Source organism: Flavobacteriales bacterium (genome assembly GCA_016715895.1).
Lineage (GTDB): Bacteria > Bacteroidota > Bacteroidia > Flavobacteriales_F > PHOS-HE28 > PHOS-HE28.
This window is the reverse complement of sequence record JADJXH010000003.1, coordinates 36,651-59,045: the sequence shown is the minus strand read 5'-3', so window position 1 is coordinate 59,045 and position 22,395 is coordinate 36,651. Positions and strand designations below refer to the sequence as shown.

Annotated in this window: 24 protein-coding genes and 1 tRNA gene; 12 read left to right on the top strand and 13 right to left on the bottom strand. The window is 66.5% G+C overall.

The genetic code is table 11. The features are described from left to right. Positions 1 to 6 precede the first annotated feature (6 nt). Together IPM49_00480 and aroC are read right to left on the bottom strand one after the other, a co-directional pair. On the bottom strand, positions 7 to 1,440 hold the full coding sequence (locus IPM49_00480; protein MBK9273000.1) for a dicarboxylate/amino acid:cation symporter: 1,434 nt from the start codon (positions 1,438 to 1,440) through the stop codon (positions 7 to 9). Next, positions 1,437 to 2,519 (bottom strand): chorismate synthase, encoded by a 1,083-nt coding sequence (gene aroC / locus IPM49_00475; GenBank protein ID MBK9272999.1) that lies wholly within the window; start codon positions 2,517 to 2,519, stop codon positions 1,437 to 1,439. The genes IPM49_00480 and aroC overlap by 4 nt, the downstream gene beginning before the upstream one ends. Positions 2,520 to 2,636: 117 nt before the next feature. Between aroC and IPM49_00470 the strand changes: the two genes are divergently transcribed. Both IPM49_00470 and IPM49_00465 read left to right on the top strand, forming a co-directional pair. Next, complete coding sequence (locus IPM49_00470) at positions 2,637 to 3,854, top strand: glycosyltransferase family 4 protein (GenBank protein MBK9272998.1); 1,218 nt, start codon at positions 2,637 to 2,639, stop codon at positions 3,852 to 3,854. A gap of 19 nt (positions 3,855 to 3,873) precedes the next feature. After that, on the top strand, positions 3,874 to 4,389 hold the full coding sequence (locus IPM49_00465) for a DinB family protein (GenBank protein MBK9272997.1): 516 nt from the start codon (positions 3,874 to 3,876) through the stop codon (positions 4,387 to 4,389). Between the two features lie 204 nt (positions 4,390 to 4,593). On the opposite strand, the gene nhaD is transcribed toward IPM49_00465, so the two are convergent. The 3 genes from nhaD to IPM49_00450 all read right to left on the bottom strand — a co-directional run bounded on the left by nhaD (position 4,594) and on the right by IPM49_00450 (position 7,007). Further along, the gene (gene nhaD, locus IPM49_00460) at positions 4,594 to 5,904 is read right to left on the bottom strand and encodes a sodium:proton antiporter NhaD (protein MBK9272996.1); all 1,311 of its coding nucleotides are present in this window, start codon (positions 5,902 to 5,904) and stop codon (positions 4,594 to 4,596) included. Between the two features lie 96 nt (positions 5,905 to 6,000). After that, entirely contained in the window at positions 6,001 to 6,213 is a 213-nt protein-coding gene (locus IPM49_00455) for a DUF2892 domain-containing protein (GenBank protein MBK9272995.1), read from the bottom strand. A 164-nt stretch (positions 6,214 to 6,377) separates the two neighbouring features. Further along, positions 6,378 to 7,007, bottom strand: a complete 630-nt coding sequence (locus IPM49_00450) for a Crp/Fnr family transcriptional regulator (protein ID MBK9272994.1) — start codon at positions 7,005 to 7,007, stop codon at positions 6,378 to 6,380. 30 nt (positions 7,008 to 7,037) lie between these two features. On the opposite strand from IPM49_00450, the gene IPM49_00445 reads away from it, so the two are divergent. Then, positions 7,038 to 8,021, top strand: a complete 984-nt coding sequence (locus IPM49_00445) for a cation transporter (protein MBK9272993.1) — start codon at positions 7,038 to 7,040, stop codon at positions 8,019 to 8,021. 242 nt (positions 8,022 to 8,263) lie between these two features. Here IPM49_00445 and IPM49_00440 read toward each other — a convergent pair whose 3' ends face one another. The 4 genes from IPM49_00440 to IPM49_00425 all read right to left on the bottom strand — a co-directional run bounded on the left by IPM49_00440 (position 8,264) and on the right by IPM49_00425 (position 11,664). Further along, the gene (locus IPM49_00440; GenBank protein ID MBK9272992.1) at positions 8,264 to 8,968 is read right to left on the bottom strand and encodes a hypothetical protein; all 705 of its coding nucleotides are present in this window, start codon (positions 8,966 to 8,968) and stop codon (positions 8,264 to 8,266) included. Between the two features lie 157 nt (positions 8,969 to 9,125). Next, the gene (locus IPM49_00435; protein MBK9272991.1) at positions 9,126 to 10,118 is read right to left on the bottom strand and encodes a hypothetical protein; all 993 of its coding nucleotides are present in this window, start codon (positions 10,116 to 10,118) and stop codon (positions 9,126 to 9,128) included. A gap of 197 nt (positions 10,119 to 10,315) precedes the next feature. Beyond that, positions 10,316 to 10,603, bottom strand: a complete 288-nt coding sequence (locus IPM49_00430) for a hypothetical protein (protein ID MBK9272990.1) — start codon at positions 10,601 to 10,603, stop codon at positions 10,316 to 10,318. Positions 10,604 to 10,665: 62 nt separating this feature from the next. Then, complete coding sequence (locus tag IPM49_00425; GenBank protein MBK9272989.1) at positions 10,666 to 11,664, bottom strand: T9SS type A sorting domain-containing protein; 999 nt, start codon at positions 11,662 to 11,664, stop codon at positions 10,666 to 10,668. 148 nt (positions 11,665 to 11,812) lie between these two features. On the opposite strand from IPM49_00425, the gene IPM49_00420 reads away from it, so the two are divergent. Continuing rightward, a complete protein-coding gene (locus tag IPM49_00420; protein MBK9272988.1) occupies positions 11,813 to 12,463 on the top strand; it encodes a peroxiredoxin in 651 nt (216 codons plus the stop codon). 474 nt (positions 12,464 to 12,937) lie between these two features. Here the strand turns inward: IPM49_00420 and IPM49_00415 are convergent. Continuing rightward, a tRNA-His gene (locus tag IPM49_00415) sits at positions 12,938 to 13,013 on the bottom strand. A 94-nt stretch (positions 13,014 to 13,107) separates the two neighbouring features. Between IPM49_00415 and IPM49_00410 the strand changes: the two genes are divergently transcribed. The 3 genes from IPM49_00410 to IPM49_00400 are packed head-to-tail and all read left to right on the top strand — an operon-like array spanning position 13,108 to position 17,194. Further along, entirely contained in the window at positions 13,108 to 14,250 is a 1,143-nt protein-coding gene (locus IPM49_00410; protein MBK9272987.1) for a glycosyltransferase, read from the top strand. After that, positions 14,247 to 15,944, top strand: a complete 1,698-nt coding sequence (locus IPM49_00405) for a hypothetical protein (protein MBK9272986.1) — start codon at positions 14,247 to 14,249, stop codon at positions 15,942 to 15,944. Before IPM49_00410 ends, IPM49_00405 begins: the two co-directional genes overlap by 4 nt. Further along, positions 15,941 to 17,194, top strand: coding sequence for a polysaccharide biosynthesis C-terminal domain-containing protein (locus IPM49_00400; protein ID MBK9272985.1), 1,254 nt, complete (start codon positions 15,941 to 15,943; stop codon positions 17,192 to 17,194). Before IPM49_00405 ends, IPM49_00400 begins: the two co-directional genes overlap by 4 nt. A 4-nt stretch (positions 17,195 to 17,198) precedes the next feature. Here the strand turns inward: IPM49_00400 and bshB1 are convergent, their stop codons facing one another. The 3 genes from bshB1 to IPM49_00385 form a co-directional block, all read right to left on the bottom strand. Beyond that, entirely contained in the window at positions 17,199 to 17,924 is a 726-nt protein-coding gene (bshB1, locus tag IPM49_00395) for a bacillithiol biosynthesis deacetylase BshB1 (protein MBK9272984.1), read from the bottom strand. A 45-nt stretch (positions 17,925 to 17,969) separates the two neighbouring features. Further along, positions 17,970 to 18,449, bottom strand: coding sequence for a glutathione peroxidase (locus tag IPM49_00390; protein ID MBK9272983.1), 480 nt, complete (start codon positions 18,447 to 18,449; stop codon positions 17,970 to 17,972). 101 nt (positions 18,450 to 18,550) lie between these two features. Continuing rightward, positions 18,551 to 19,036 (bottom strand): glutathione peroxidase, encoded by a 486-nt coding sequence (locus IPM49_00385; protein MBK9272982.1) that lies wholly within the window; start codon positions 19,034 to 19,036, stop codon positions 18,551 to 18,553. A gap of 185 nt (positions 19,037 to 19,221) precedes the next feature. Between IPM49_00385 and IPM49_00380 the strand changes: the two genes are divergently transcribed. The 5 genes from IPM49_00380 to IPM49_00360 are packed head-to-tail and all read left to right on the top strand — an operon-like array spanning position 19,222 to position 22,382. Further along, positions 19,222 to 20,052 (top strand): hypothetical protein, encoded by an 831-nt coding sequence (locus IPM49_00380; GenBank protein MBK9272981.1) that lies wholly within the window; start codon positions 19,222 to 19,224, stop codon positions 20,050 to 20,052. Between the two features lie 30 nt (positions 20,053 to 20,082). Further along, positions 20,083 to 20,751: a heme exporter protein CcmB gene (locus IPM49_00375; GenBank protein ID MBK9272980.1), complete on the top strand. Its 669-nt coding sequence runs from the start codon at positions 20,083 to 20,085 to the stop codon at positions 20,749 to 20,751. Next, entirely contained in the window at positions 20,751 to 21,767 is a 1,017-nt protein-coding gene (gene ccsA / locus IPM49_00370; GenBank protein MBK9272979.1) for a cytochrome c biogenesis protein CcsA, read from the top strand. The genes IPM49_00375 and ccsA overlap by 1 nt, the downstream gene beginning before the upstream one ends. After that, positions 21,760 to 21,996 (top strand): hypothetical protein, encoded by a 237-nt coding sequence (locus tag IPM49_00365; protein MBK9272978.1) that lies wholly within the window; start codon positions 21,760 to 21,762, stop codon positions 21,994 to 21,996. Before ccsA ends, IPM49_00365 begins: the two co-directional genes overlap by 8 nt. After that, positions 21,993 to 22,382, top strand: coding sequence for a cytochrome c maturation protein CcmE (locus tag IPM49_00360; protein MBK9272977.1), 390 nt, complete (start codon positions 21,993 to 21,995; stop codon positions 22,380 to 22,382). Before IPM49_00365 ends, IPM49_00360 begins: the two co-directional genes overlap by 4 nt. Positions 22,383 to 22,395 lie beyond the last annotated feature (13 nt).

The window sequence follows — 22,395 nt, the reverse complement described above, 5'->3', positions numbered from 1 at the left end:
CCAGGTTCAAGGTTCAGCGTTCACGAAGAGCTTCTCGCCCTGGGAGTGTGCCACGATGCTGCTGACGACGGCATCGCCGGTGACGTTGACCACGGTGCGGCACATGTCGAGCGGCCGGTCGATGGCGTAGACGATGCCGATCCACGCCGGATCGAGCCCCAGGGAACTGAGCACGACGATGAGCATGATGAGCCCGGCGCTGGGCACCGCGGCCGCCCCGATGCTGGCCAGGGTGGCGGTGAGCACGATGGTGAGCTGTTGCGCGAGCCCGAGCTCCACCAGATGGAACTGCGCCAGGAAGATCACCGCCACGGCCTGGTAAAGACTGGTGCCGTCCATGTTGACCGTGGCGCCGATGGGCAGCACGAAGCTGGCTGTGGTCTTGCTCACGCCGATGTTCTCCTCCACGCAGTCCATCGTCACCGGCAGGGTGGCCGCGCTGCTGCTGGTGCTGAAGGCGAGCAGCTGGGCCGGACTGATGGCGCGCAGGAAACGGCCGTACACGTTGCGGCGCAGCACCAGGCTCAGCAACACCGGGTAGATGAGGAACAGCACGATGGCCAGGCCCAACACCACGGTGATGCCGTAGCCGGCCAACCCCTTGAACAGCTCCAGCACGGACCCCGGATCGTCGCCGGACATGCGGGCCACCACGCCGGCCATGAGCGCGAACACGAAGAAGGGGGCGGCCTCCATCACCAGGTCCACCATCTTCATGAACACATCGTTGCAGCCGTTCATGAAGGCGGTGACCGGTCCGGCACGGTCACCGGGGATCATGAGCAGGGTGATGCCGAAGAAGATGGCGAAGAAGATCACCTGCAACATCAACGTGTTGTTGAAGCTGAGGAAGATGTTGCTCGGCACCATGTCCACCAGGAACTGGAGGGGGCCCGCCTCCTTGGTGGCCCTGGCCTGCTGCACCTTCTCGCCGATCCAATCGTCGGCCCCTCCGGCCTTTCGGGCGGCCGCCACCTGCTCCACCAGGGTCCGGTTGGCCTCCTCGCAACTGAAGCAGCGCCCGTCCAGCGGCCGGTCCACGCCGCTGGTCTCGCGCACCCAGAGCTCGTAGTCGATCCGGTTGCGCAGGCGTTGGTCATCGTCCGCCAGGGCGCCGGGCCTGATCAGGTTCACGATGACCAGCCCGATGGACACGGCCGTCATGGTGGTGCCGAGGTAGATCAGCAGGGTGCGGATGCCGAGCCGGCCCAGCTTGGTGACGTCGCTCATGCCGGCCACACCGCTGATGATGCTGAAGAGCACCAGGGGCACGGCGATCAGTTTCAAGAGGTTGATGAAGATGTCGCCGAAGGGCGCGATCCAGTCCATGGTGAAGCGGCTCCAACCCAGCGTGCTGGACAGGAGGGCCCACCCCACCCCGAGCACCAGGGCGATGAGGATCCGGACGTGCAATGGGAGACGCTTGCGGGTCTTGGTCATAGGCGGGCGCTGCGTTGTCGAAGCAGGTGGTCGGCGAGCACCAGGCAGGCCATGGCCTCCACCACGGGTACCGCACGGGGCACGACACAGGGGTCATGACGGCCCTTCCCCTCCAGGGTGACCGCGCGACCATGCCGATCCACGGTGGCCTGGTCGCGCATCAGTGTGCTCACGGGCTTGAACGCCACATCGAACAGGATGTCCTCGCCGTTGCTGATGCCCCCCTGCACCCCGCCGCTGCGGTTGGTGGCGGTGCGCACAGCACCCTCCGTGCCGGTCCGGTAGGCATCGTTGTGGACGGAGCCATGCATCGCTGCGGCCGCGAATCCGCTTCCCACCTGGAACCCTTTCACCGCGTTGATCGACAGCATGGCCTTCCCCAGGTCGGCGTGCAGCTTGTCGAACACCGGCCCGCCCAGACCGGCCGGCACCCCGGAGAGGCGGGCACTGATCATGCCACCCAGGGTGTCACCTGCGGAGCGGGTGTCCTCGATCGCCGCGGCCATTCGTCCGGCGGTCCCGGGATCCGGGCAACGCACGTCGCTCGCATAGGTGGTGGCCAGCTCCAGGTCCTGCACCGGCACGTCCAGGGCCACCTGCCCCACCCGGCTCACCCAGGCCTGAACCTGCACCCCGCTCACGGCGAGCAGCTGCCGGGCCACGGCCCCGCCCACCACCCTGCTGGCGGTCTCCCTGGCGCTGGCCCGCCCGCCCCCGCGATGGTCGCGGATGCCGTACTTGTCCTCCCAGGTCCTGTCGGCATGACCCGGCCGGTACACATCCTTCAGGTGGTCGTAATCCGCGCTGCGGGCATCGGTGTTCCGCATCAGGAAGCCGATGGGTGTGCCCAGGGCGGTGCCGTCCAGAACGCCGCTGAGCCATTCCACCGTGTCGCTTTCGTTGCGCGCCGTGCCCAGGGGCGTGCTGCCCGGACGACGGCGGTCCAGCTCCTGTTGGACAGCGTCCAACTGCAGCTTCAACCCCGCGGGACAGCCCTCGATCACCCCGCCGATGGCCGGGCCGTGGCTCTCCCCGAAGGTGGTGAGCCTGAAGATCTGGCCGAAGGTGTTGCCGGACACGGCGCAAAGGTACCGGACCGATGGGCAGGCCCGGGCCACCGCTCCGGCCGCGCCCCATCAACGGGGAGTTGTTGACGGACCGGAACCTTCGCCCGACCTTTGACCATAAGGACGAGCATGGAGGAGGACGTGCGCGAGAAAAGGCGGAAGGCCAGGGCGGCACGGACGCGCACAGCGCCCTTGCGGTTGATGTACGCCACCAGCATGGACCCCACCGACGTCCGGGCCTGGAGCGGCACGGTGCGGTTCATCGCCAAGAGCCTGGAGGACCAGCAGGTGCGGATGCGCTACCTCGGCGAACTGCAACGCACCCGCGTGCTGCTGCGCAAGGCGGTGAACAAGGTGCAGCACTGGATCTCGCCGGACAGCATCTTCCCGGTGGAACGCACCACCAGCATGGCCAGGCGCTTCGCCGGCCAGATCGCCGACGCGCTCGCGGAAAGCGACTGCGACGTGGTCTTCTCGCCCAGCAGCATCCCGGTGGCGCTGCTGCAGTGCGACCGACCGAAGGTGTTCTATACCGACGCCACCTTCGCCGGCATCCTGGAGCTGTACCCGGAGTACCGCAACTACCCCCGGCGCTACCTGAAGCAGGGGCACGACCTCGAGCGGGAGGCGCTGCGCAGCTGCGACCTGGCCATCTATTCCAGCGAATGGGCGGCACGCACCGCGGTGGAGCACTACGATGCCGACCCCTCGCGGATCCGTGTGGTGCCCTTCGGGTGCAACCTGGACCGGATCCCGGCGCGCGCGCGCATCGAACAGGTGATCGACACCCGCCCGATGGAGCGCTGCGAGCTGCTCTTCCTGGCGGTGAGCTGGGAACGCAAGGGCGGGGACCTCGCCCTGCGGACGGCCAAGGCCCTCCACGCCCGGGGGCTGTCCGTGCGCCTCACCATCGTGGGCTGCACCCCACCCGATACGAAGCTGCCCGCGTTCGTCGAGGTGGTGCCGTTCATCGCCAAGAACACGCCCGCCGGACAGCGCCGCATCGCCAACCTCATCCAGCGGTCGCACTTCCTGCTGCTGCCCACCCGCGCCGATTGCTCGCCGATCGTCTTCAGCGAATGCAACGCGTTCGGCGTGCCCTGCATCACCACCGCCGTGGGCGGCACGCCCAGCTCGGTGCGCGACGGGGTGAACGGCATGGCCCTGCCCCTGGAGGCCGATGCCGACGCTTACGCCACCTGCATCGCCGAGCTGATGCTTGACCATGACCGCTACCGGGAGCTGGCGCACGGCGCCCTGAACGAACACCACGAGCGGCTGAACTGGAACAGCGCCGGGATCACGCTGCGCCGCCACCTGGAGGAGTTGCTGCGCACCCGCGGCTGATCCCCGCTACCTTGCCCGCATGATCGACGAAGCGCGCTTCCTGGCGGCCATGATGGACCGCACACGGGAATACACGATGTACTACCTCGGCCGCCTGCTGAAGGCCGACCCCGACGGTACCAACGGCACCCTGCACAAGCGGTTCGTGTGCGAGGGCACGCCCCTGAACTCCGCGTTCTGGCTCGTGGCCCATCTGGCCACCAGCGAGAACGGCCTGCTGCTGCGCAGCACCGGCGGACCGGTGATCAAGTTCAGCTGGGCGAAGCACTACACCCTGGGCGCCCACGGCGCGCCCGAGGAGGAGCGGCCCCATGTGGAGGAGGTGCTGCACATGTTCCACGAGGTGCACCGGCAGGCCATCGCGCACGTGGCCACGCTGGACGAGGAGGCCCTGAGCCGCCCCAACCCCACCGGCCTGCCCTTCGGTGGGGCCGGTCAGGTGCGCGATGTGATCATGCACGCCATCCGCCACGAGGGCAGCCACATCGGCCACATCGGCTGGCTGTGCAAGCTGCACGGCATCCCCACCGTGTGAGGGCCGGGCTCAGGGTACCTCGTAGAACCTCGCTCCAGCGGCGTTCATGGCAGGAGCGCATAGCGGTCATCGCTTGCTCTCATTCGCCCAACCGTTGTTCCTCCTCACTCGGATACTTCGTTCCAGTATCCTCTCTTCGGAGCGCCTCGTCTGGGCGAATGATAGCGTCGCGCGCCATCCGTTCGAGCTTCTTCGAGGCACCCCTCAGTGCCACATCAGCCAGAAGGTGAGGATGCCGCCCACGTAGCCCAGGGCGGCAGGCACCGTCATGCGCCGCACATACCACATGAAGTCGATGCCCAGGATGCCCATCACCGCCACGCCGGCCGCGCTGCCGATGATGAGCATGCTGCCCCCGGTGCCCGCGCAATAGGCCAGCAGCTCCCAGAACGTGTGGTCCACGGGGAACTGTGTCATCGGGTACATGCCCATGGCGGCGGCCACCAGCGGCACGTTGTCCACGATGGCGCTCAAGGCGCCGATCACTCCGGTGATGGCGTAGATGTTCCCCAGCGAGCGGTCGAGCACGTGGGCCAGGTCGGTGAGGTGGCCCGCCACCTGCAGGCCGGCCACCGCCAGCAGGATGCCCAGGAAGAAGAGGATGCTGCTGTGGTCCACCCGCGACAGGATCGACGACACCGTCATGTGCCTGCGCTCCTTCCACTTCGGATGCCGCTCATGGATGAACTCGGTGAAGATCCACAGTACGCCCAGGCCCAGCATCAGCCCCATGAAGGGCGGCAGGTGGGTCACCGACTTGAACAGCGGCACCCCGAGCAGCGTGGCCATGCCGAGGAAGAAGACCATGTACTTCTCGCGTGTGCTGAGCCGGGCCGGCGATCCCTCTTCGCTCTGCTCCGGCAATTGCACCAGGTTCAGGCGGCCCTTCGCCTTCATCGTCATGTAGATCAACGGCAGCACGAGGCACACCAGGCTCGGCATGATCAGCTTCAGGATGATGTTGGCCGTGGTGACCTGCCCGCCGATCCACAGCATGATGGTGGTGACGTCGCCGATGGGGCTCCACGCACCACCGGCGTTGGCCGCGATGATCACCAGGCCCGCGAAGGTCCACACATCGTCCTTGTCGCGGATGAACTTGCGCAGCAGCGCCGCCATCACGATCGAGGTGGTCATGTTGTCCAGCGCGGCGCTCATGAAGAAGGTGAGCACACCGATCACCCACAACAGCGCGCGTTTGTTGGTGCTTCGAATGCGGTCGGTGATGACCCTGAACCCCTCGTGCGCATCCATCAGTTCCACCACCGCCATGGCCCCCAGGAGGAAGAACAGGATGCTGGCGATCTCGCTGATGTGCTCGAACAACTGATGCAGGATGTGGTCGTGCCCGCCTTCCCCCGCGGGGAACAACTGATCATGACCCAGCATGATGATCGTCCAGATGAGCATGCCGGTGAGCACGGCGCTCGCCGCCTTGTTCACCTTCAGGGGGTGTTCCAGGGCGATGCCGGCATAGCCGACGATGAAGATGAGCGCGATGAGCAGGTAGAGCATGGCCTCGGGAATGGGCCGCAAGGTTACGCACCGCCCCAGGAACGACGAGGGCCGTCCCCTGCGGAACGGCCCCACATCAGCGATGCGTGCAGCGCCTCAGCCCTTCTGCTTCACCGGGCAGGTGCTCATGCCCAGGACGCTGTAGATGGGGCAGGTGCCCACCAGCGCAGTGAGCAGGAAGATGCCGCCCAGGACCAGCAGCACGGTACCGACCAGCCCGACCACCGCACCGGTGAAGTACAGGTAGCCGAACACAAGGGCAAGGAGGATGCGGACGATGCGGTCGATGTTGCCGACGTTCTTCTTCATCATGGCGTCAAGGGTGTTGAAGGGGTGAATGAACGGATCACGAGGGCCACTCCGAACGCGATGCCGACGCAGGCGATGCACACGATCACCAGCTTCATCCACTTCGGCAGGGCGGCCATGCGGCGAAGCTGCCGCATCCCCTCCTCCCCTTCCGGTGACCTCGGTCACCCGAGCACCCGGATGCCGCCGGGCAGCTGCCGGATGCGGCCCTCATCCTCCAGCTTGCGCAGGGTGCGGGTGATCACCTCGCGGGCCGAGCCCAGCTCCTGCGCCAGCCGGGCATGCCGCACATCGAGCAGCTCATCCCCCGTCACACCCTTCAGGCGCTTCAGGTGATCGAGCAGGCGGGTGGGCAGGTCGCCGAAGGCCACCTGCTCCACGGTGTGCAGCATGTCGTTGTAGCGCTCGTGGTACTGATGGAAGAAGAGCTCGCTGAGCGAGGGATGCTCGCGCATCCATTGCCTCAGCTTCGCCTCGGGCACCATCAGCAGCTTGCTGGGTCGCTCGGCCACGGCGTTGATGCGGCTGGGCGTGCGCCCCGTCATCGCCGCGAAGCTCATCACGCAGCTGTCGCTGGGTTCGATGAAGTAGAGCAGCAGCTCCTTGTCCTCGTGGCCGATGAAGACGCGCACCAGGCCCTCCAGCAGGATCGGCAGCTCGTGCACGTAGGCGCCTTCGTGCAACAGCTCGGTGCCGGCGGGCACCTCCACCACGCGGCCTTCGGTCATCATCTTGCGCACCAGTTCGCCCTCCAGCGCGGGCATGGCCTTCATGGCCTGGGCCAGTTCATCCATGGCCCCAAGATAGCCGCGTAAACTTGCCGCATGGAGAGCGGCCGCGCCAACATCCGTCTGCAGGCATGGATCCTGGGCATCGGCACGGCGGTGATGGCCGTGAAGTTCCTGGCCTGGTACCTCACCCACAGCACCACCCTGCTCAGCGACGCCCTGGAGAGCATCGTGAACGTGGTGGCCGGCGGCTTCGCCCTGTACAGCCTGGTGCTGGCCGCCAAGCCCCGCGACCGCGAGCACCCCTACGGCCACGGCAAGGTGGAGTTCATCAGCGCCGGCATCGAGGGCGGGCTGGTGATGCTGGCCGCGCTGCTCATCATCGCCCGCGCCGTGCAGGGCCTCCTCACCCATGCCCCGCTGCACGACATCGACACGGGCATCGCGCTCGCCGTGGTGGCCGGCGCCATCAACCTCGTGATGGGTCTGCTGCTGCGCCGCCGCGGACGCCTCAGCCATTCCATCACCCTGGAGGCCGGCGGCACCCACCTGCTCAGCGACGCGTGGAGCACCGTGGCCCTCGTGGTGGGGTTGCTGCTCATCCGCGTCACCGGCCTGCTGTGGCTGGACCCCGTGTTCGCCATCGCCTTCGCCCTCTACATCCTGTTCACCGGCCTGCGCGTGTTCCGCCGCTCGGTGGCCGGCATCATGGACGAGGCCGACCTGGAGCTCGGCGCGCAGGTGGTGGCCGTGCTCGAGGAACACCGCCGGCCCGCCTGGGTGGACGTCCACAACTTCCGCATGATCGCTTACGGCAGCGTGCTGCATGTGGACTGCCACGTCACCCTGCCGTGGTACCACAGCCTGGAGGAGGCGCACCGCGAGATCGGCGCCATCGAGGCCGTGGTGAACCAGCGCCTGGGCCGCACCGTGGAGCTCTTCATCCACATGGACCCCTGCATCCCCACCAGCTGCCGCATCTGCGCACTGGACGGCTGCCTCCACCGCAAGGCCCCCTTCGCCGAACGCATCCCCTGGAGCATCGACACCGTGCTGAGCAACCGCAAGCACGGGGCGTGAGCGGTGCCTGCGGCTGCAGCGACCTCCCGCAACCGCCTTCGAAAGGCGGGCTTGTGCGCCGACGCGATCTCCCTTGCAGGGCACCGAACACTGGCCGGGGAGATCGCCACGCATCCCTGCGGGCTGCTCGCGACGACGGCAAGGGAAGAGGATCTCTGCTCAGGAGGGGGCTTGACGGCGTGAACTCCCCTCCTGCGCGTGGAACGCTCCACCCGCCGCGCAAGGAGGGGTCGGGGGAGGTTTCAGCTCAGGCACGCCGGCAGTCCGTTCACCGTGCCTGCCGAGCCGCCGGCACCCAGGGCGCCCACGAAGCGGAAGGTGGCATGGTCCCAGGCATGCGCATCGCCGGCCGGCAGTGCGTTATCGTCCCACACGAAACCGAACGCGCTGTTGTCATCCTGCTCGGCACCGGTGCCCGCCGCACCCTGGTCATACAACTGCCCCACGTAGGCCAGGTCGCTGTTGCCCGTAAGCGTGATACCGTTGCGGAACTGCGGCCGGTAGCCGAAGGTGGCCGGCGCCGCACCCTGGGTGGGATGCACCAGATGCACGTGGGACCACGGGGCATTGGGACCCAGACCCGATTGGGCCATGTCCTCACCAATGGCCACGAAGGCCTGTCGGTTCAGGGTGTAGCTGTTCAGGAGTGCGCCGGCCGCGCCGTTGAAGTGGACCACCACTCCATCGTTCTCGGAATTGCGGAGCCACAGGTTGCCATCGGGCTGGCGGGCCTGCACCACGAACGCCGTGCTGGGATTGGTGTGCCAGAGCCGCCCGATCTCCAGCGCACCCCGTACCATGCTCCAGTTCTGGTTGTTCCCATTGCCCACATCGGTGCGGAAGGTGGCGAGGGATGTACCGACGAACGCATCGTTCACCGGCAATTGGTCGCCGCGGACGCGCAGGGTGGCGCCGAGTCCAGGGGCGGTGCCAACGGTCAGGTTCACTGGGGCCGCGGGCACTTGCAGATCCGTAGCCAATGCAGTTTGACCAACTGGGTTGGTGATCAAGTGGTCCCCATCATTCTGCGCATGTGCCAAGCCAGGCAAAAAGATCACGCAGAAGCCGAGCAGTCGAAGTCGTCGCGTTCTCATGGCGAAAGGGTTAGGGTGAAACAGCAACCAAGCGAACGTGTGCATAAGCGCCCGCATCATCATGCAAGCGCAAGGCATAGACGCCCTGCGCTATTTGACCGGCAGAGATGGTGAATGTGCGAGCACCCGCTACAGCGCCGCCCGCTAACGCCCTCCGCCCATGTTGATCGATCAACTCCCATCGCAGCGCTCCAAGCGCTTGGTCGCGTATCTCCACAGTGAGCTGGTCTGCGAAGGGGTTCGGGAAAGCGGTTACGCCGCGACTCGAGCCTCTGGTGTGAACACCGTTACCACCGCAGTACTGGAGATCCGCTGACACACGCACATCATCAATGAATGCATAGGATATCCCTGCGGTTCCATAGCCAGAAGAGTCCAAGGGCAGGATCGAGCTCAATGAATCCGCGAAAAAGTTACCAATGGCCAGGTACGCGTAATTGGAGTCCGGGACATAGACACCGTTTATTGAATACCAGATAGCAGTGTCAGTTGGCACTTCGGTCATGTGCAACGCGGCCGAATTAGGATACAAGTACGCGGTCCAGTCGGCGGGGAACTCGTTGAAGAATCGCATGCCAACACACTTGGACGTGAAAATGGCGGAGCCAGCATCCCAAGAGCCGAAACCACCCAGAGCCATCTGGAAGGACAAGCAAACAGGAACACCTGCTTGCAGCGGTTCGGAAAGCGCGATACCCACGACCTCCCGATACCAGTCCAAACCTGGGAATGTGGTTGCCAATCCCATGTACCCATCACCATCCGCCGGTTCTTGATACCCACAGGTATTGAAGGGAACACCCACGACCAGATTCTCCTGGCAACGATTGAAGTAATCCGCTGAGCTGGTGTGCAGGTTCAACCATCCTGTGGCATACTGCGCATACCCGAAGAATTCAGGGCACTGCGTATAATCCTCGAAGGAGCCATTCGGCACCAAGTTCTGCGCCTCGCCAGTGATAGTGAAGACACACGCTACAATGATGGACCACGAACGCTTCATGCGAACACAAGCTATGCGCACCAACGGGAGAATTATCCTGCGCATAGACGAAATAGTTTTCAACCGTTTTCAGCCCTCCAAGCCTGGAGCGCCGCGCGGTGGCTGCTACCCAAGCCCTCCGCGTGCGAAATGCGCAACCACAGGTTGCCATCATTCTGTCGCGCTTGGACGTTAAAGGCATTGGCCGGGTTGCCATGTCACAGCCGCCCGATCTCATCCGCGCCCCGTACCATGCTCCAGTTCTGGTTGATCCCGCTGCCGACATCCGTTCGAAAGGTGCATCGGTAGGTCGGGTCGAAGAAATCGTTCACTGGCAGTTGATCGCCGCGCACGCGGAGGGTGGCGTTGCCACCGGCAGCGGTTCCGATGCTGACATTGAACGGCTGGGTGATCAGCCCTCCAGGCACCAACGCATCAGGCGCCAGAAAGGATTGACCTGCTCCATTAGTGGTCAAATGGTCGCCGTCTTGCGCAGCTACCAGCATGACCGTAAGGAGTGCGGCAAGACTTGCCAACGAGCGAGTTCGCGTTCTCATGATCCAAGCGTTTAGGGTGAACCATGAACGACAGTAATGGGCGACCAACTCCCATATGTTGTGGTCAATTGAAGCACATAGACGCCGCTGGGCAGGCGCTCGGTAGCTATCAGGACCTCACCAGAACCACCAGCTTGCTGCCCTTGGAGAACTACCCGACCGGCCATATCACGCATAGAATAGCAGAGTTGCTGCCGTACGCTTACAGGCAGGCGAACATGGAGCACATCGGCACAGGGTAACGGATAAACGATCGGCTGATCGCCACCTACCTCCGGTACCGCCACCTCCTCCGTGCAGTAGCCCAGCGCGAAAGACACACGCACATCATCTACGAAGACATAAGAAGGTTCAAATGCACCGAATCCGGTAGAATCCAGCACCGTCACTTCACTTAGCGAATCCGCGAAGAAGTTACCCACCAGCACGAACGTGTAGGCGGAGTCCGGCACATAAGTCCCATCCACCGTATACCAACTACTGGTGTCCGTGGGCACCTCATCCAAATACACGGCCGCCGAATTCGGATAGAGGTAGTCCTGCCAGTCATTCGGTAGAGCCGAAAAGAACTTCAGCCCGATGCCCTTACACGTATTGTATGCGGAATTGCCGCTCCAACTCCCGAAGCCACCCACCGCTGCTTTGAACGACAGGCACACTGGAACGCCGGGTTGAAGGGGCTCCAACAATTCGATGCCCACCATCTCGCGATACCAAGGTCCACCTCCGATGGACGAGGTGGCCATGCCCACATACGCGTCACCTTCATACGGAACCTGATACCCGAACTGGCTGTAGGGCACGTCCACAACGCCACCAGAATTACATGCATTGAAGTAATCGGCTGACTGGGTATGCAGGTTCATCCAACCCGTGGCGTACATGGCATACCCAACCCCTGGCCCTGCGCAGGTATCGCGCACTTCAAAGGAGCCATTGGGCACCAAATTCTGCGCCTCGCCAGTGATCGTGAAGACACACGCTACAATGATGGACCACGAACGCTTCATGCGTCACAAGCTAGGGGTGTCTCAGTTGGAATTGTCCTCGGCTCAGCGGGAATAGTTTTCAACCGTCCATCTGCCTTCGCCGCGGTGACGCGCATCACCTCAGCGCCCCCACACCCCGGGTACCTTTGCCGCCGAAGATCCCACCATCATGGAAACCTCCCTCCCCAACATGCCTCGCATCGGCGACAAGGCCCCCGATTTCGAGGCCAATACCACGCACGGCCCGCTGAAGTTCAGCGAATACATCAAGGACCACTGGACCATCCTGTTCAGCCATCCGGCGGACTTCACCCCGGTGTGCACCACGGAGCTCAGCGAGTTCGCGCGCCATGGCGCCTGGTTCGCGCAGCACCGCACGAAGCTCATCGGCCTCAGCATCGACAGCATCCACAGCCACGTGGCCTGGGTGCAGAACGTGCGCGAGCGCACCGGCGTGTACATGGACTTCCCCATCATCGCCGACATCGACATGCGCGTGTCCAAGCTCTATGGCATGCTGCACGAGAACACGAGCAACACGGCGGCCGTGCGGGCGGTCTTCTTCATCGACCCCGCGGGCACCATCCGCCTGATCATGTACTACCCGCTGAACGTGGGCCGCAACATGGACGAGATCATGCGCGTGCTGGAGGCCATGCAGACCGTGGATGCCAATGCCTGCGCCATGCCCGTGAACTGGCGCAAGGGCGACAAGGTGATCATGCCTCCGCCCAAGACCCTGAAGGACCTGGACGCCCGCCTGAAGGATGACAGCCTGGAGAAGGTCGACTTCTATCTGGCGAAGAAGCAACTGGCCTGAGCCACGGCCGCACATCGTGAACGCCCCGCCTCGTGCGGGGCGTTCGTGTTGCACCCTTCCCGCTTCCATCCTGTCAGGATGCTGCGGGATGAACTTCTCCCCCGGGGCGCTTCGCACCCTTCCCGCTTCGCGGGAACGCTTCCACCCCAAAGCAGAGAAGCGCCCTTGGGGGCGCTTCTGCTTCGGGTGGAAGACCGGGCTTCCCGCTTCCATCCTGTCAGGATACTGCGGGATGAACTTCTCGCCCGGAGCGCTTCGCACCCTTCCCGCTTCGCGGGAACGCTTCCACCCCAACGCAGAGAAGCGCCCTTGAGGGGCGCTTCTGCTTCGGGTGGAAGACCGGGCTTCCCGCTTCCATCCTGTCAGGATGCTGCGGGATGAACTTCTCGCCCGGAGCGCTTCGCACCCTTCCCGCTTCGCGGGAACGCTTCCACCCCAACGCAGAGAAGCGCCCTTGAGGGGCGCTTCTGCTTCGGGTGGAAGACCGGGCTCGAACCGGCGACCTTCGGAACCACAATCCGACGCTCTAACCAACTGAGCTACATCCACCATGTCCCCATCGCGGGAGCAACGGGGCCGCAAATATACACGGCCTTGACCTTGCCCCGATCGGCCCACAGGTGCTGCCTACCTTGCGCCGGGCGATGCACGTGCTCCTGATCCCCAAGTGGTACCCCGGTCCGCGCGACCCGCAGTTGGGCGACTTCATCCGCAAACAGGCCCTGGCGCTGGCCCGCCACACGCCCGTGAGCGTGCTGGTGGTGCAGGCCGATCCCGGCACCACCGCACCGATGTCCATCACGTCCGGAACCGTTGACGGGCTGTGGGAACTGCGCGCCACCTACCGCGCCAGCACGCTGCCCCTGGCCCCGCTCCGCAAGGCGGTGAACCTGTGGCGCCACCTGCGCACCGCCTCGCACGCCCTGCGGCACCTGGAACGTGAGCGACCGGCGGTGGATCGGGTGCTGGCCTACATCCTGGTTCGGCCCGCGCTGGTGGCCCTGCGCCTGCGCCGCCGCGGCATCCCCTTCGTGTTGGCGGAACAGAGCAGCGAATACCTGGACGGCACCTACGCCGGCAAGGGCCCTCTCTTCCACGCCCTGGTGCGCGCCATCGCCCGGCGGGCCCGCGCCTTCATCGCCGTGAGCCCCCACTTGGGCGCGGCGCTCGTGCGCCACGGCCTGTGCGCCGAGGCCACCGTGGTGCCCAACACCATCCCGGGGCTCGACCGGCCGCTGCCACCCGCCGGTACGCCCGGCCACTTCCTGATGGTGGCCGACCTGGTGGACCGCATCAAGAACGTGAGCGGTGTGCTGCGCGCACTCGCGAAAGCCCGGAAGGAGGACCCCGCTTTGCAGCTCGCGGTGATCGGCGATGGTCCGGACCGCGCCGACCTGGAGGCGCTCACGCGCACGCTCGGTCTCGGCGAACAGGTCCGTTTCCTCGGCCGCCTGCCCAACAGTGCCGTGCTCGACCACATGGCCCGCACCTTCGCCGTGGTGGTGAACAGCCGGGTGGAGACCTTCAGTGTGGTGACGGGCGAGGCGCTGGCCCAGGGACGCCCGGTGATCGCCACACGCTGCGGCGGCCCCGAAGCGTTCATCACCCCGATGAACGGCCTGCTGATCCCCGTGGACGACGACACCGCGCTCGCTGATGCGATGATCCGGCTCACGCGCGAGGCCGACCGCTACCGTCCCGACGCCATCCGCGCGGGGGTGAACGATCGTTACGGACCGGACGCCGTGGGCCGGGCCCTGCTGCACGCGCTCCAACACGCCCGATGAACGCCACCGAACCCCGGCTCCGCGTGGGCGTGCTGTGCGACGGTCCCGTGCTGCAGCACTGGCAGGCCGAATGCCTGCGCCAGGTGCTGGCCGTGGAGGGAGTGGGTCTTGTGCTCGTGGTGCGCCCCGCGCCCACGCCGCCGGTGGTCCGCGGTGCGGTGCAGCGCGTGCTGCGGCATCCATGGCGCATCGCCCTATACCTCCGCTATCGCCGGAGACACTTCAAGCCTGCGGCCATGGAACCGGTGGACGTGACCGAGCTGCTGCAGGGTGTGCCGCAGATCACCTGCGCCGTGGAGAAGCGCGGGCACGGGCAGTACTTCCGTACGCAGGACCTCGACCGCATCCGTGCGCACCGGCCCGATGTGCTGCTCCGTTTCGGCTTCAACATCCTGCGCGGCGAGGTGCTGGAGGTGGCCACCCACGGGGTGTGGAGCTTCCACCACGGCGACGAGGAGCACTACCGGGGCGGTCCGCCGGGTTTCTGGGAGCTGCTGCGCGGCGAACCGGTGATGGGGGCCGTGCTGCAGCGGCTCACCGACAAACTGGACGGCGGGCGCATCCTGCACAAGGGCTGGTTCGGCGTGGTGGACCATTCGTTGCGCGAGACGGTGGACACCGTGCTGCGCCACAGCGCCAGCTGGCCCGCCCTGGTGATGCGGCGGCTTCTGGCCGGCGATGCGGACGCCGCGTCCGGCCGCCAGAGCCCCACCACCGCGCCGATCCTGCGCTATCCCGGCAACCTCACCTTCCTGCGCTTCCTGTTCGTGCAGCTGCGCAACAAGCTGCGCTTCCACAAGGCCTCCCTCGACCGGCACGAGGAGTGGAACATCGGCGTCCTCAACCAGCCCATCCACCGCCTGTTGGAGGAGAAGCCCAGCCTGAACGTGCGCTGGCTGCCGGCGCCCGCCGAGCGCTCCTTCCGCGCCGACCCCTTCGGCTTCACCGACGCCGAGGGGCAGCTGCACGTGCTGTACGAGAAGTACGACCACGCCCGCGCCAAGGGCGAGATCGCCCGCCTGCGCCCCAAGCGCGACAACGTGCTGAAGCGCTCCCGCACGCTGCTGGACCTGCCCGAGCACCTCTCCTACCCCTTCGTGCTGACGCATGAAGGCCGCACCTGCGTGATCCCGGAGCAGGCCGCGCGGGGCCGGGTGCAGCTCTATGTGATCGACGACGCGCTCTCGCGGATGGAGCCCGTGGCCACGCTGCTGGAGGAACCGCTCTTCGACCCCACACCGGTGCACTGGAACGGGCGCTGGTGGCTCTTCGGCACCAAGGCGCCGCTCACCAACGCCGAGCTGTTCCTGTACCACGCCGCGGATCTGCACGGGCCCTACGTTCCGCATCCCCGGAACCCGGTGAAGACCGATGTGCGCTCCGCCCGGCCCGCCGGAACACCCTTCGTGCACCAAGGCGCGTTGTACCGCCCCGGGCAGGACAGCAGCCTCACCTACGGCGGGCGCGTGGTGCTGCACCGCGTGCTGGAACTGAGCCCCACGGCCTTCCGCGAGGAGGCGGTGCGCACGGTGGGCCCCATCACCAACAGCGCCTACGCCAAGGGCCTGCACACGGTGAGCGCCGTGGGTGATGTGACGCTGGTGGACGGCAAGCGCTTCATGCGGGTGAAGGACAAGGCCGCCCGGGAGCGCGCGCGGAAGTGGAACGCCCTGCTCGAACGCCTGCGCCCATGATCCGCCCCGCCATCGGTTCGGTGATCGCCCGGGCGTGGACCACGCTCGCCAACCTGCTGGTGATCATGGTGGCCGGTCACCTGCTGGGTGCGGAGGGCCTGGGGGCCATCAGCCTGGTGGTGCTCGCCATCACCCTCATCCAACTGCTGAACAACGTGGTGGGCGGCGGTGCGTTGGTTCACCTGGTGCCGCGCGCCCCGCTGCCCGCCCTGCTGCGGCCGGCGTACGGCTGGGCCGTGCTCACCGCCCTGGTCGCCTTCGCCGTGCTGCAGCTGCTTCCGCTGGTGCCTGAAGGGCTCTCGGGCCATGTGGTGGTGCTCGCCCTGATGCAGTCGTTCTACACCATCCACCTGAACATGCTGCTGGGCCGCCAGCGCATCGCGGCCTACAACCGCATCACCGCGCTGCACGGGCTGGTGCTCCTGGTGGTGTTCGCCATGTTGATCCGGATGCCGGGCGGCGCCTCGGTGCTCTCGTACGTGCAGGCCTCCTACGCCGCGTTCGCCACCACGCTCGGCCTCAGCGCCTGGGCCCTGGTGCAGCGCGCGCCGGGCCCTGCGATGCCCGCGGTGGCCGGCCTGCTGCGCCGCATGGTGACCCAGGGTCTGCACGTGCAGGGTGCCAACGCGATGCAGTTGCTCAACTACCGGTTCGCGTACTACCTGATCGAGCACTTCCAGGGGCTGGCCGCGTTGGGCGTGTACTCCGTGGCCACCCAGCTCGCCGAAGGCGCCTGGCTGGTGCCGCGCAGCCTGGGCATGGTGCTGTACAGCGCGGTGAGCAACGAATCCACGGCCGAACGGCAGCGCGCGCTCACGCTCACGGTGTTCAAGGCCTCGGTGGCCGCCGCGGCCGCGGCGCTGCTCGTGGCCCTGCTGCTGCCTGACGCGGTGTACGCCCTGCTCTTCGGGGCCGAGGTGCACGGCGTGCGCCCGCTGCTGGCCTGCCTGGCACCCGGCATCGTGGCCATGGCCGCCTCGCAGGCCTACAGCCACTACTTCAGCGGTGTGGGCCGCAACGTGCACAACGCGATCGGCTCGGGGCTCGGGCTGGCGGCGACGATCGGCGCCGGCCTGGTCCTGGTGCCCAGCTGGGGCACGGCGGGCGCGGCGCTCACCGCCTCCCTGGCCTACGCGGTCAACGCCATGTATCAGAGCTGGCGCTTCATCGGACTCACCGGTGCGAGCGCCCGCGATCACTGGCCCGGCCGCGCCGACCTCGACCGGCTGCGGCGCCTGGTGGGGCGCTAGCGGTTCACGCCAGTTCCATCACATCGCGCACGCCCGGCGCACGCTGCACAGTGAACCCTTCTCCGTACGCGGCATGAATGATGCGCCCCATCGCCCGGTGCCGCCCCTCCAGGAAGGGCAGGAACTCGCGCGTGGCGATCGGGCTCTCCGGCTCGGTGCTGGTGGGGTCGTAGAACTGCGAGCGGAAGCACATCAGCGCCTCCATCTTGCGGTCCCAGAACGGGGTGATGTCCACCACCAGGTCGGGATCGATCCAGTTGTCCTGCACACAGTGCAGCACGGTGGTGGGGCGCCAGGGCTCCTGGGCCTTGCCGCTGAAGATGGTGTCGATGCGCCGCAGGCCGCTCAGGAACGCGGCCTCGCGCACCAGGTCGGCACCACGGCCGTGATCGGGATGGCGGTCGCGCACCGCGTTGGTGATCACCACCCGTGGCCGGTGCAGCCGCAGCACGGTGACGACCTTCAGCAGCACCTCGCGCTCCGAGCGGAAGAAGCCGTCGGGCAGGCCCAGGTCGTACCGGAACCGCGCCCCGATCACCCGCATGGCCGCCTCGGCCTCCTGGCGGCGCAGGGTGGCGCTGCCGCGCGTGCCCAGCTCACCGGCCGTCAGCTCCACCAGACCCACGCTGTGGCCCAGCTCGATCTGCCGCATCAGCGTGCCTGCGCACGAGATCTCCGCATCATCGGGATGTGCCGTGATGCATAGGATGTCGACCGGTCCGCCGTGCATGATGCCGCAAAGATGATCCGGGGAACGCTCCCGCGCGGTGGGGCTTCAGCCTTCCACCCACGCCAGCACCGCCGGGTCCAGCGGGCTCACACTGCTGGGGAGCTCCTTATGCAGCACGCCCTGTTCGTCGATGAGGAATTTGTGGAAGTTCCATTTCACCTCCGCATCGAGCACCCCGTTCGCGTCGCTGCGCGTGAGCCACCGGTACACCGGATGCTGGTCGGCGCCCGTGGTCCGCACCTTGCTCATCATCGGGAAGGTGACGCCGTAGTTCTTCGAGCAGAAGGTCGCGATATCCGCCTCCGCGCCGGGCTCCTGTCCGCCGAAGTCGTTGCTGGGAAAGCCGAGCACCACGAGCCCCTTGTCCTTGTGCGTGGCATAGAGCTCCTGCAGTTCGGCGTACTGCGGCGTGTAGCCGCATTCACTGGCGGTGTTCACGATGAGCACCTTGTGCCCCTTGAGCTGGTCGAAGGAGAACGGCCGGCCATCGATGGTGGTGGCCGAAAGCGTGTGGAAGGTCGGCATGGTCACGGAAGCTTGCGGGGCGGTGGGCGAAGTGGACGTGGTGGCCTCCGGAGGAGCGCCGCAGGCCAGCAACGCGCAGAGCAGCAGCGGCAGCGGACGGTTCATAGGTTGGCGTCGATGAGGGTGGTGATGGACGGATCGAGCGGGTCGGTGCCGGGATCGAACACACCGATCAGGCGCCCCTGGCCGTCCACGAGGTACTTCTGGAAGTTCCACTTCACCTTGCTGTCCAGGGCCCCGTTGAGGTCCTTGCGGGTGAGCCACTGATAGACGGGGTCGCGTTCGTCGCCTTTCACCTGCACCTTGCTCATCATGGGGAAGGTGACCCCGTAGTTCTTCGTGCAGAACTCGGCGATCTCGGCGTTGTCGCCGGGCTCCTGCCGCATGAAGTCGTTGCTGGGGAAGCCGAGGATCACCAGGCCCTTCGCCTCGTAGCGCCCGAAGAGCTCCTGCAGCTTGGCGTATTGCGGCGTGTGGCCGCAGCGGCTGGCGGTGTTCACGATGAGCACCGGATGGCCCTTGTAGGCCGACAGGTCGACCGGTGCGCCCGCGATGTCGGTGGCCTTCAGCGCATGGAAGGGCGCCATCGGGGACACGGGCGCGATGGGGCCCTGGGCGCGGCCGCAGCCGAAGAGGGAGAGCAGGAACATACCGGAGAAGAGGGTTCGGAGCATGGTGGCAAAGGAACACGCGAAGGTCGGGATCGTTCGCGGTGACGGCCGTAGGTACCTTTCGGCCGACCTTCTGCGTAGGAAGGTGCCGATCGATCCCCATGAGGTCCCTCTTCACCCTCCTCGCGGCGTGCTGCGTGCTCGCCCTTCATGCCCAACAACAGGTCCGGATCACCCGATGGGACGCGATCCGCACCGGCAACGACCTCATCAAGGGCCGCGCGGCCAAGGCCGCCCTGCAGGCCACCGGACTGCCGGACGACCAGCAGGCCCTGGTGGTGACCAACAGCGGCGCGCAGTTCTGGCCGGCCTCGTTGATGAACGACAGTGCGCGGCAAGCCAACGCCCCCTACATCGGCAACTACGTGGCCTACCGCATGTTCAGCTTCCACGAGGACACCGTGCCCTTCACGGTGGTGATGATCCCCGCCAAGGACAACATCCACATGCCGGAGGACCTGCGCCCCACGGCCGACCTCTTCCTGGCCGTGGCCGATGCCGGTCTGGCCGACGCGGCACCGGCGCGTCAGCGCCCGGAGATCAGCCGAGGTCCCCGTTGGAAGGACCGCGACCAGGCCGTGATCCTGAAGCCGGCCGAGGTGTACGCCACCTACGACCTGGGCGCCGATGCCGTGGCCCGGCAGGCGCTCTCCGACGCCGGCATGAGCATTCCGGAGATCGAGGCCGTCGCGTTCCGGAGCCACGAGCGCAACTGGCCGGACGGCATCGACACCTACGAGGAGCGCAGCGCGCGCATCAGCCAGTTCGGCAAGTACAAGGCCTTCGTGGGCGCGACCTGGGACGACAAGGTGGTCCTCATCGTGCCGGTGGAGAAGAACCGGTCCATGCCCAAGCTCATGCGGCCTTACGTGGACATCTATCTGGTCTACGCCAAGAGCGCCGTGTCGGTGAGGTCCAAGCGCCGGAAGTGATCGCCGCCCTGCGGGTAGCTTTGGCCCCGCATGCGCCTTTCGGAGATCGCCGCCATCATCCGCCTGGAGCTGGCCCTTGACCTGCGGCAGCGCGCCGCGTGGGCGGGGCTTCTGCTCTACTCGGTCGGCGCCTGTTACATCGCTTTCCTGGCCCTGCGCAGCGGCACCACCACACCGGTGTGGAACGCGCTGCTCTGGATCATCCTGCTCTTCGCGGCGTTCAACACCCTCACGCGCGCCTTCCAGCGCGAGGACGCCGGGCGCCAGCTCTACCTGCACACCCTGGCCGACCCGCGCAGCGTGGTGATCGCGCGCACCCTCTACAGCATGGGCCTGATGCTGGCCCTCGCCCTGGTCACCGTGGCGGTGTACATCCTGCTCCTGGGCGACCATCCGTTGCGCGAGGCCGACGTGGCCCTCTTCCTGCTCACGGTCGCCCTGGGCGGCACCGGCTTCGCGGCGGTGCTCACGCTCATCTCGGCCATCGCCGCACGCGCCGGCAACGGCGTGGGGCTCACCGCCGTGCTGGGCCTGCCCCTGGTGCTGCCCCTGCTGCTCAGCGCCCTGCGCGCCAGCAAGCTCGCCCTCGACGGCATCGGCCTCAATGTCACCGGCACCTACCTGCTGTGGCTGCTGCTGATCGACATGCTCACCGTGGCCCTCGCCTACCTGCTGTTCCCCTACCTTTGGCGCGACTGATGAGGCATTGGTGGAAGGCCCTGGGCATCGCGCTGCTGCTGGCCGTGGTGGGCTTCGGCCTCGGGGTCGACCTCGCCCCCGCCCTGGTGCATGTGGACCGTGACCGGATCGCCCCCGGCCCGGTCGAGTTGCGCATCACCACCTACCGCACCGTACTGAGCCCCGACGCCCCGCCGCAGGTGTGGATCAGCAATGATGGACAGCGCGTGTGCGCCACCCGGGTCGCTGTGAACGACCCCACGCACCTCACCGCCTCCGTGGACGTGCCGGCCGGGCTCCGCGCCGACCTCACCCACCTGGTGGTGCTGCCTGCCGGGGGCGACACGCTGGCCTTGCTCGATGCCTTCTGGACCGAAGGCCGGGGCGATGGCATCGCGGACAGCCCCTGCCCGCCCGCCGCAGGCCGCGCGCAGGCACCGGGCTTCCGGTTCCCCAACCGCAGCCTGCTCACCGAGAGCATCCGCAACCTCTTCTTCCATGTGCCCATGTGGTTCACCATGATGCTGCTGATGACCATCTCGGTGGTGATGAGCCTGAGGCACCTGCGCACCGGCTCGTTGGACCACGACGGCGCCGCGCTCGCCGCCGTGCATGTCGGTCTGCTCTTCGCCGTGCTCGGTCTGATCACCGGCAGCATCTGGGCGCGGGTCACCTGGGGCGGCTGGTGGACCAGCGACACCAAGCTCAACGGAGCGGCCGTCACCACGCTGGTGTACGCCGCCTACCTGGTGCTGCGCGGTTCGGTGAGCGACCCGCACAAGGCCGCGCGCCTCGCCGCCGTCTACAACATCTTCGCCTACGTGCTGATGATGGTCTTCCTGATGGTGCTGCCGCGCCTGAGCGATTCGCTGCATCCGGGCAACGGCGGCAACCCGGCCTTCAACCAATACGACCTGGACGACCGGCTGCGGCTGGTGTTCTATCCCGCGGTGCTCGGCTGGATGCTGCTGGGCACCTGGGCGTGGACCCTGGCGCGCCGCCTGGACCGTCTGCAACGCCTCCACGACCATGCGTGACCGACGCCTGACGCTGCTGTTCGTCGCCGCCCTCTTCCCGCTGGGTACCTTTGCGGCCGGTGAAGCGCCTTCCTGGCTGGCCGACACCCTGTACGGTTCGGGCCGCATGCACGCCGTGATCGCCGTGGTGGCGGTGGTGCTGCTGGGCCTGGCCGGATGGATGGCCGCCATCGACCGACGCCTCACCCGCCTGGAACGCCAACGCCGCGAACCCGACCGCGACGCATGAAACGAAGCCACCTCATCGCCATCGCCATCATCGCCGTGGCCATCGCCGCCCTCATCGGCTCCCTGAGCGACAGCAGCACCTATGCCGACCTCGACGAGGCCCTGGCCAACCCGGGAAGGGAGTATCACGTGGTGGGCGTGCTGGACCGCAGCCAGGATATCGTCTACGAACCCAGCGTGAACGCCAGCCTCACGGAGTTCACCATGCAGGACCTGCAGGGGCGGAGCTGCCGTGTGAAGCTCGCCAAGGCCAAGCCGCAGGACTTCGAGCGCAGCGAACGCCTGGTGCTCATCGGTGAGGCCACCGAGGGCGGTGAGTTCCACGCCACCGACATGCTGATGAAGTGCCCCAGCAAGTACAACGAACAGAACCAGGTGGGCGTGTAGCCCTGCTGGAGCG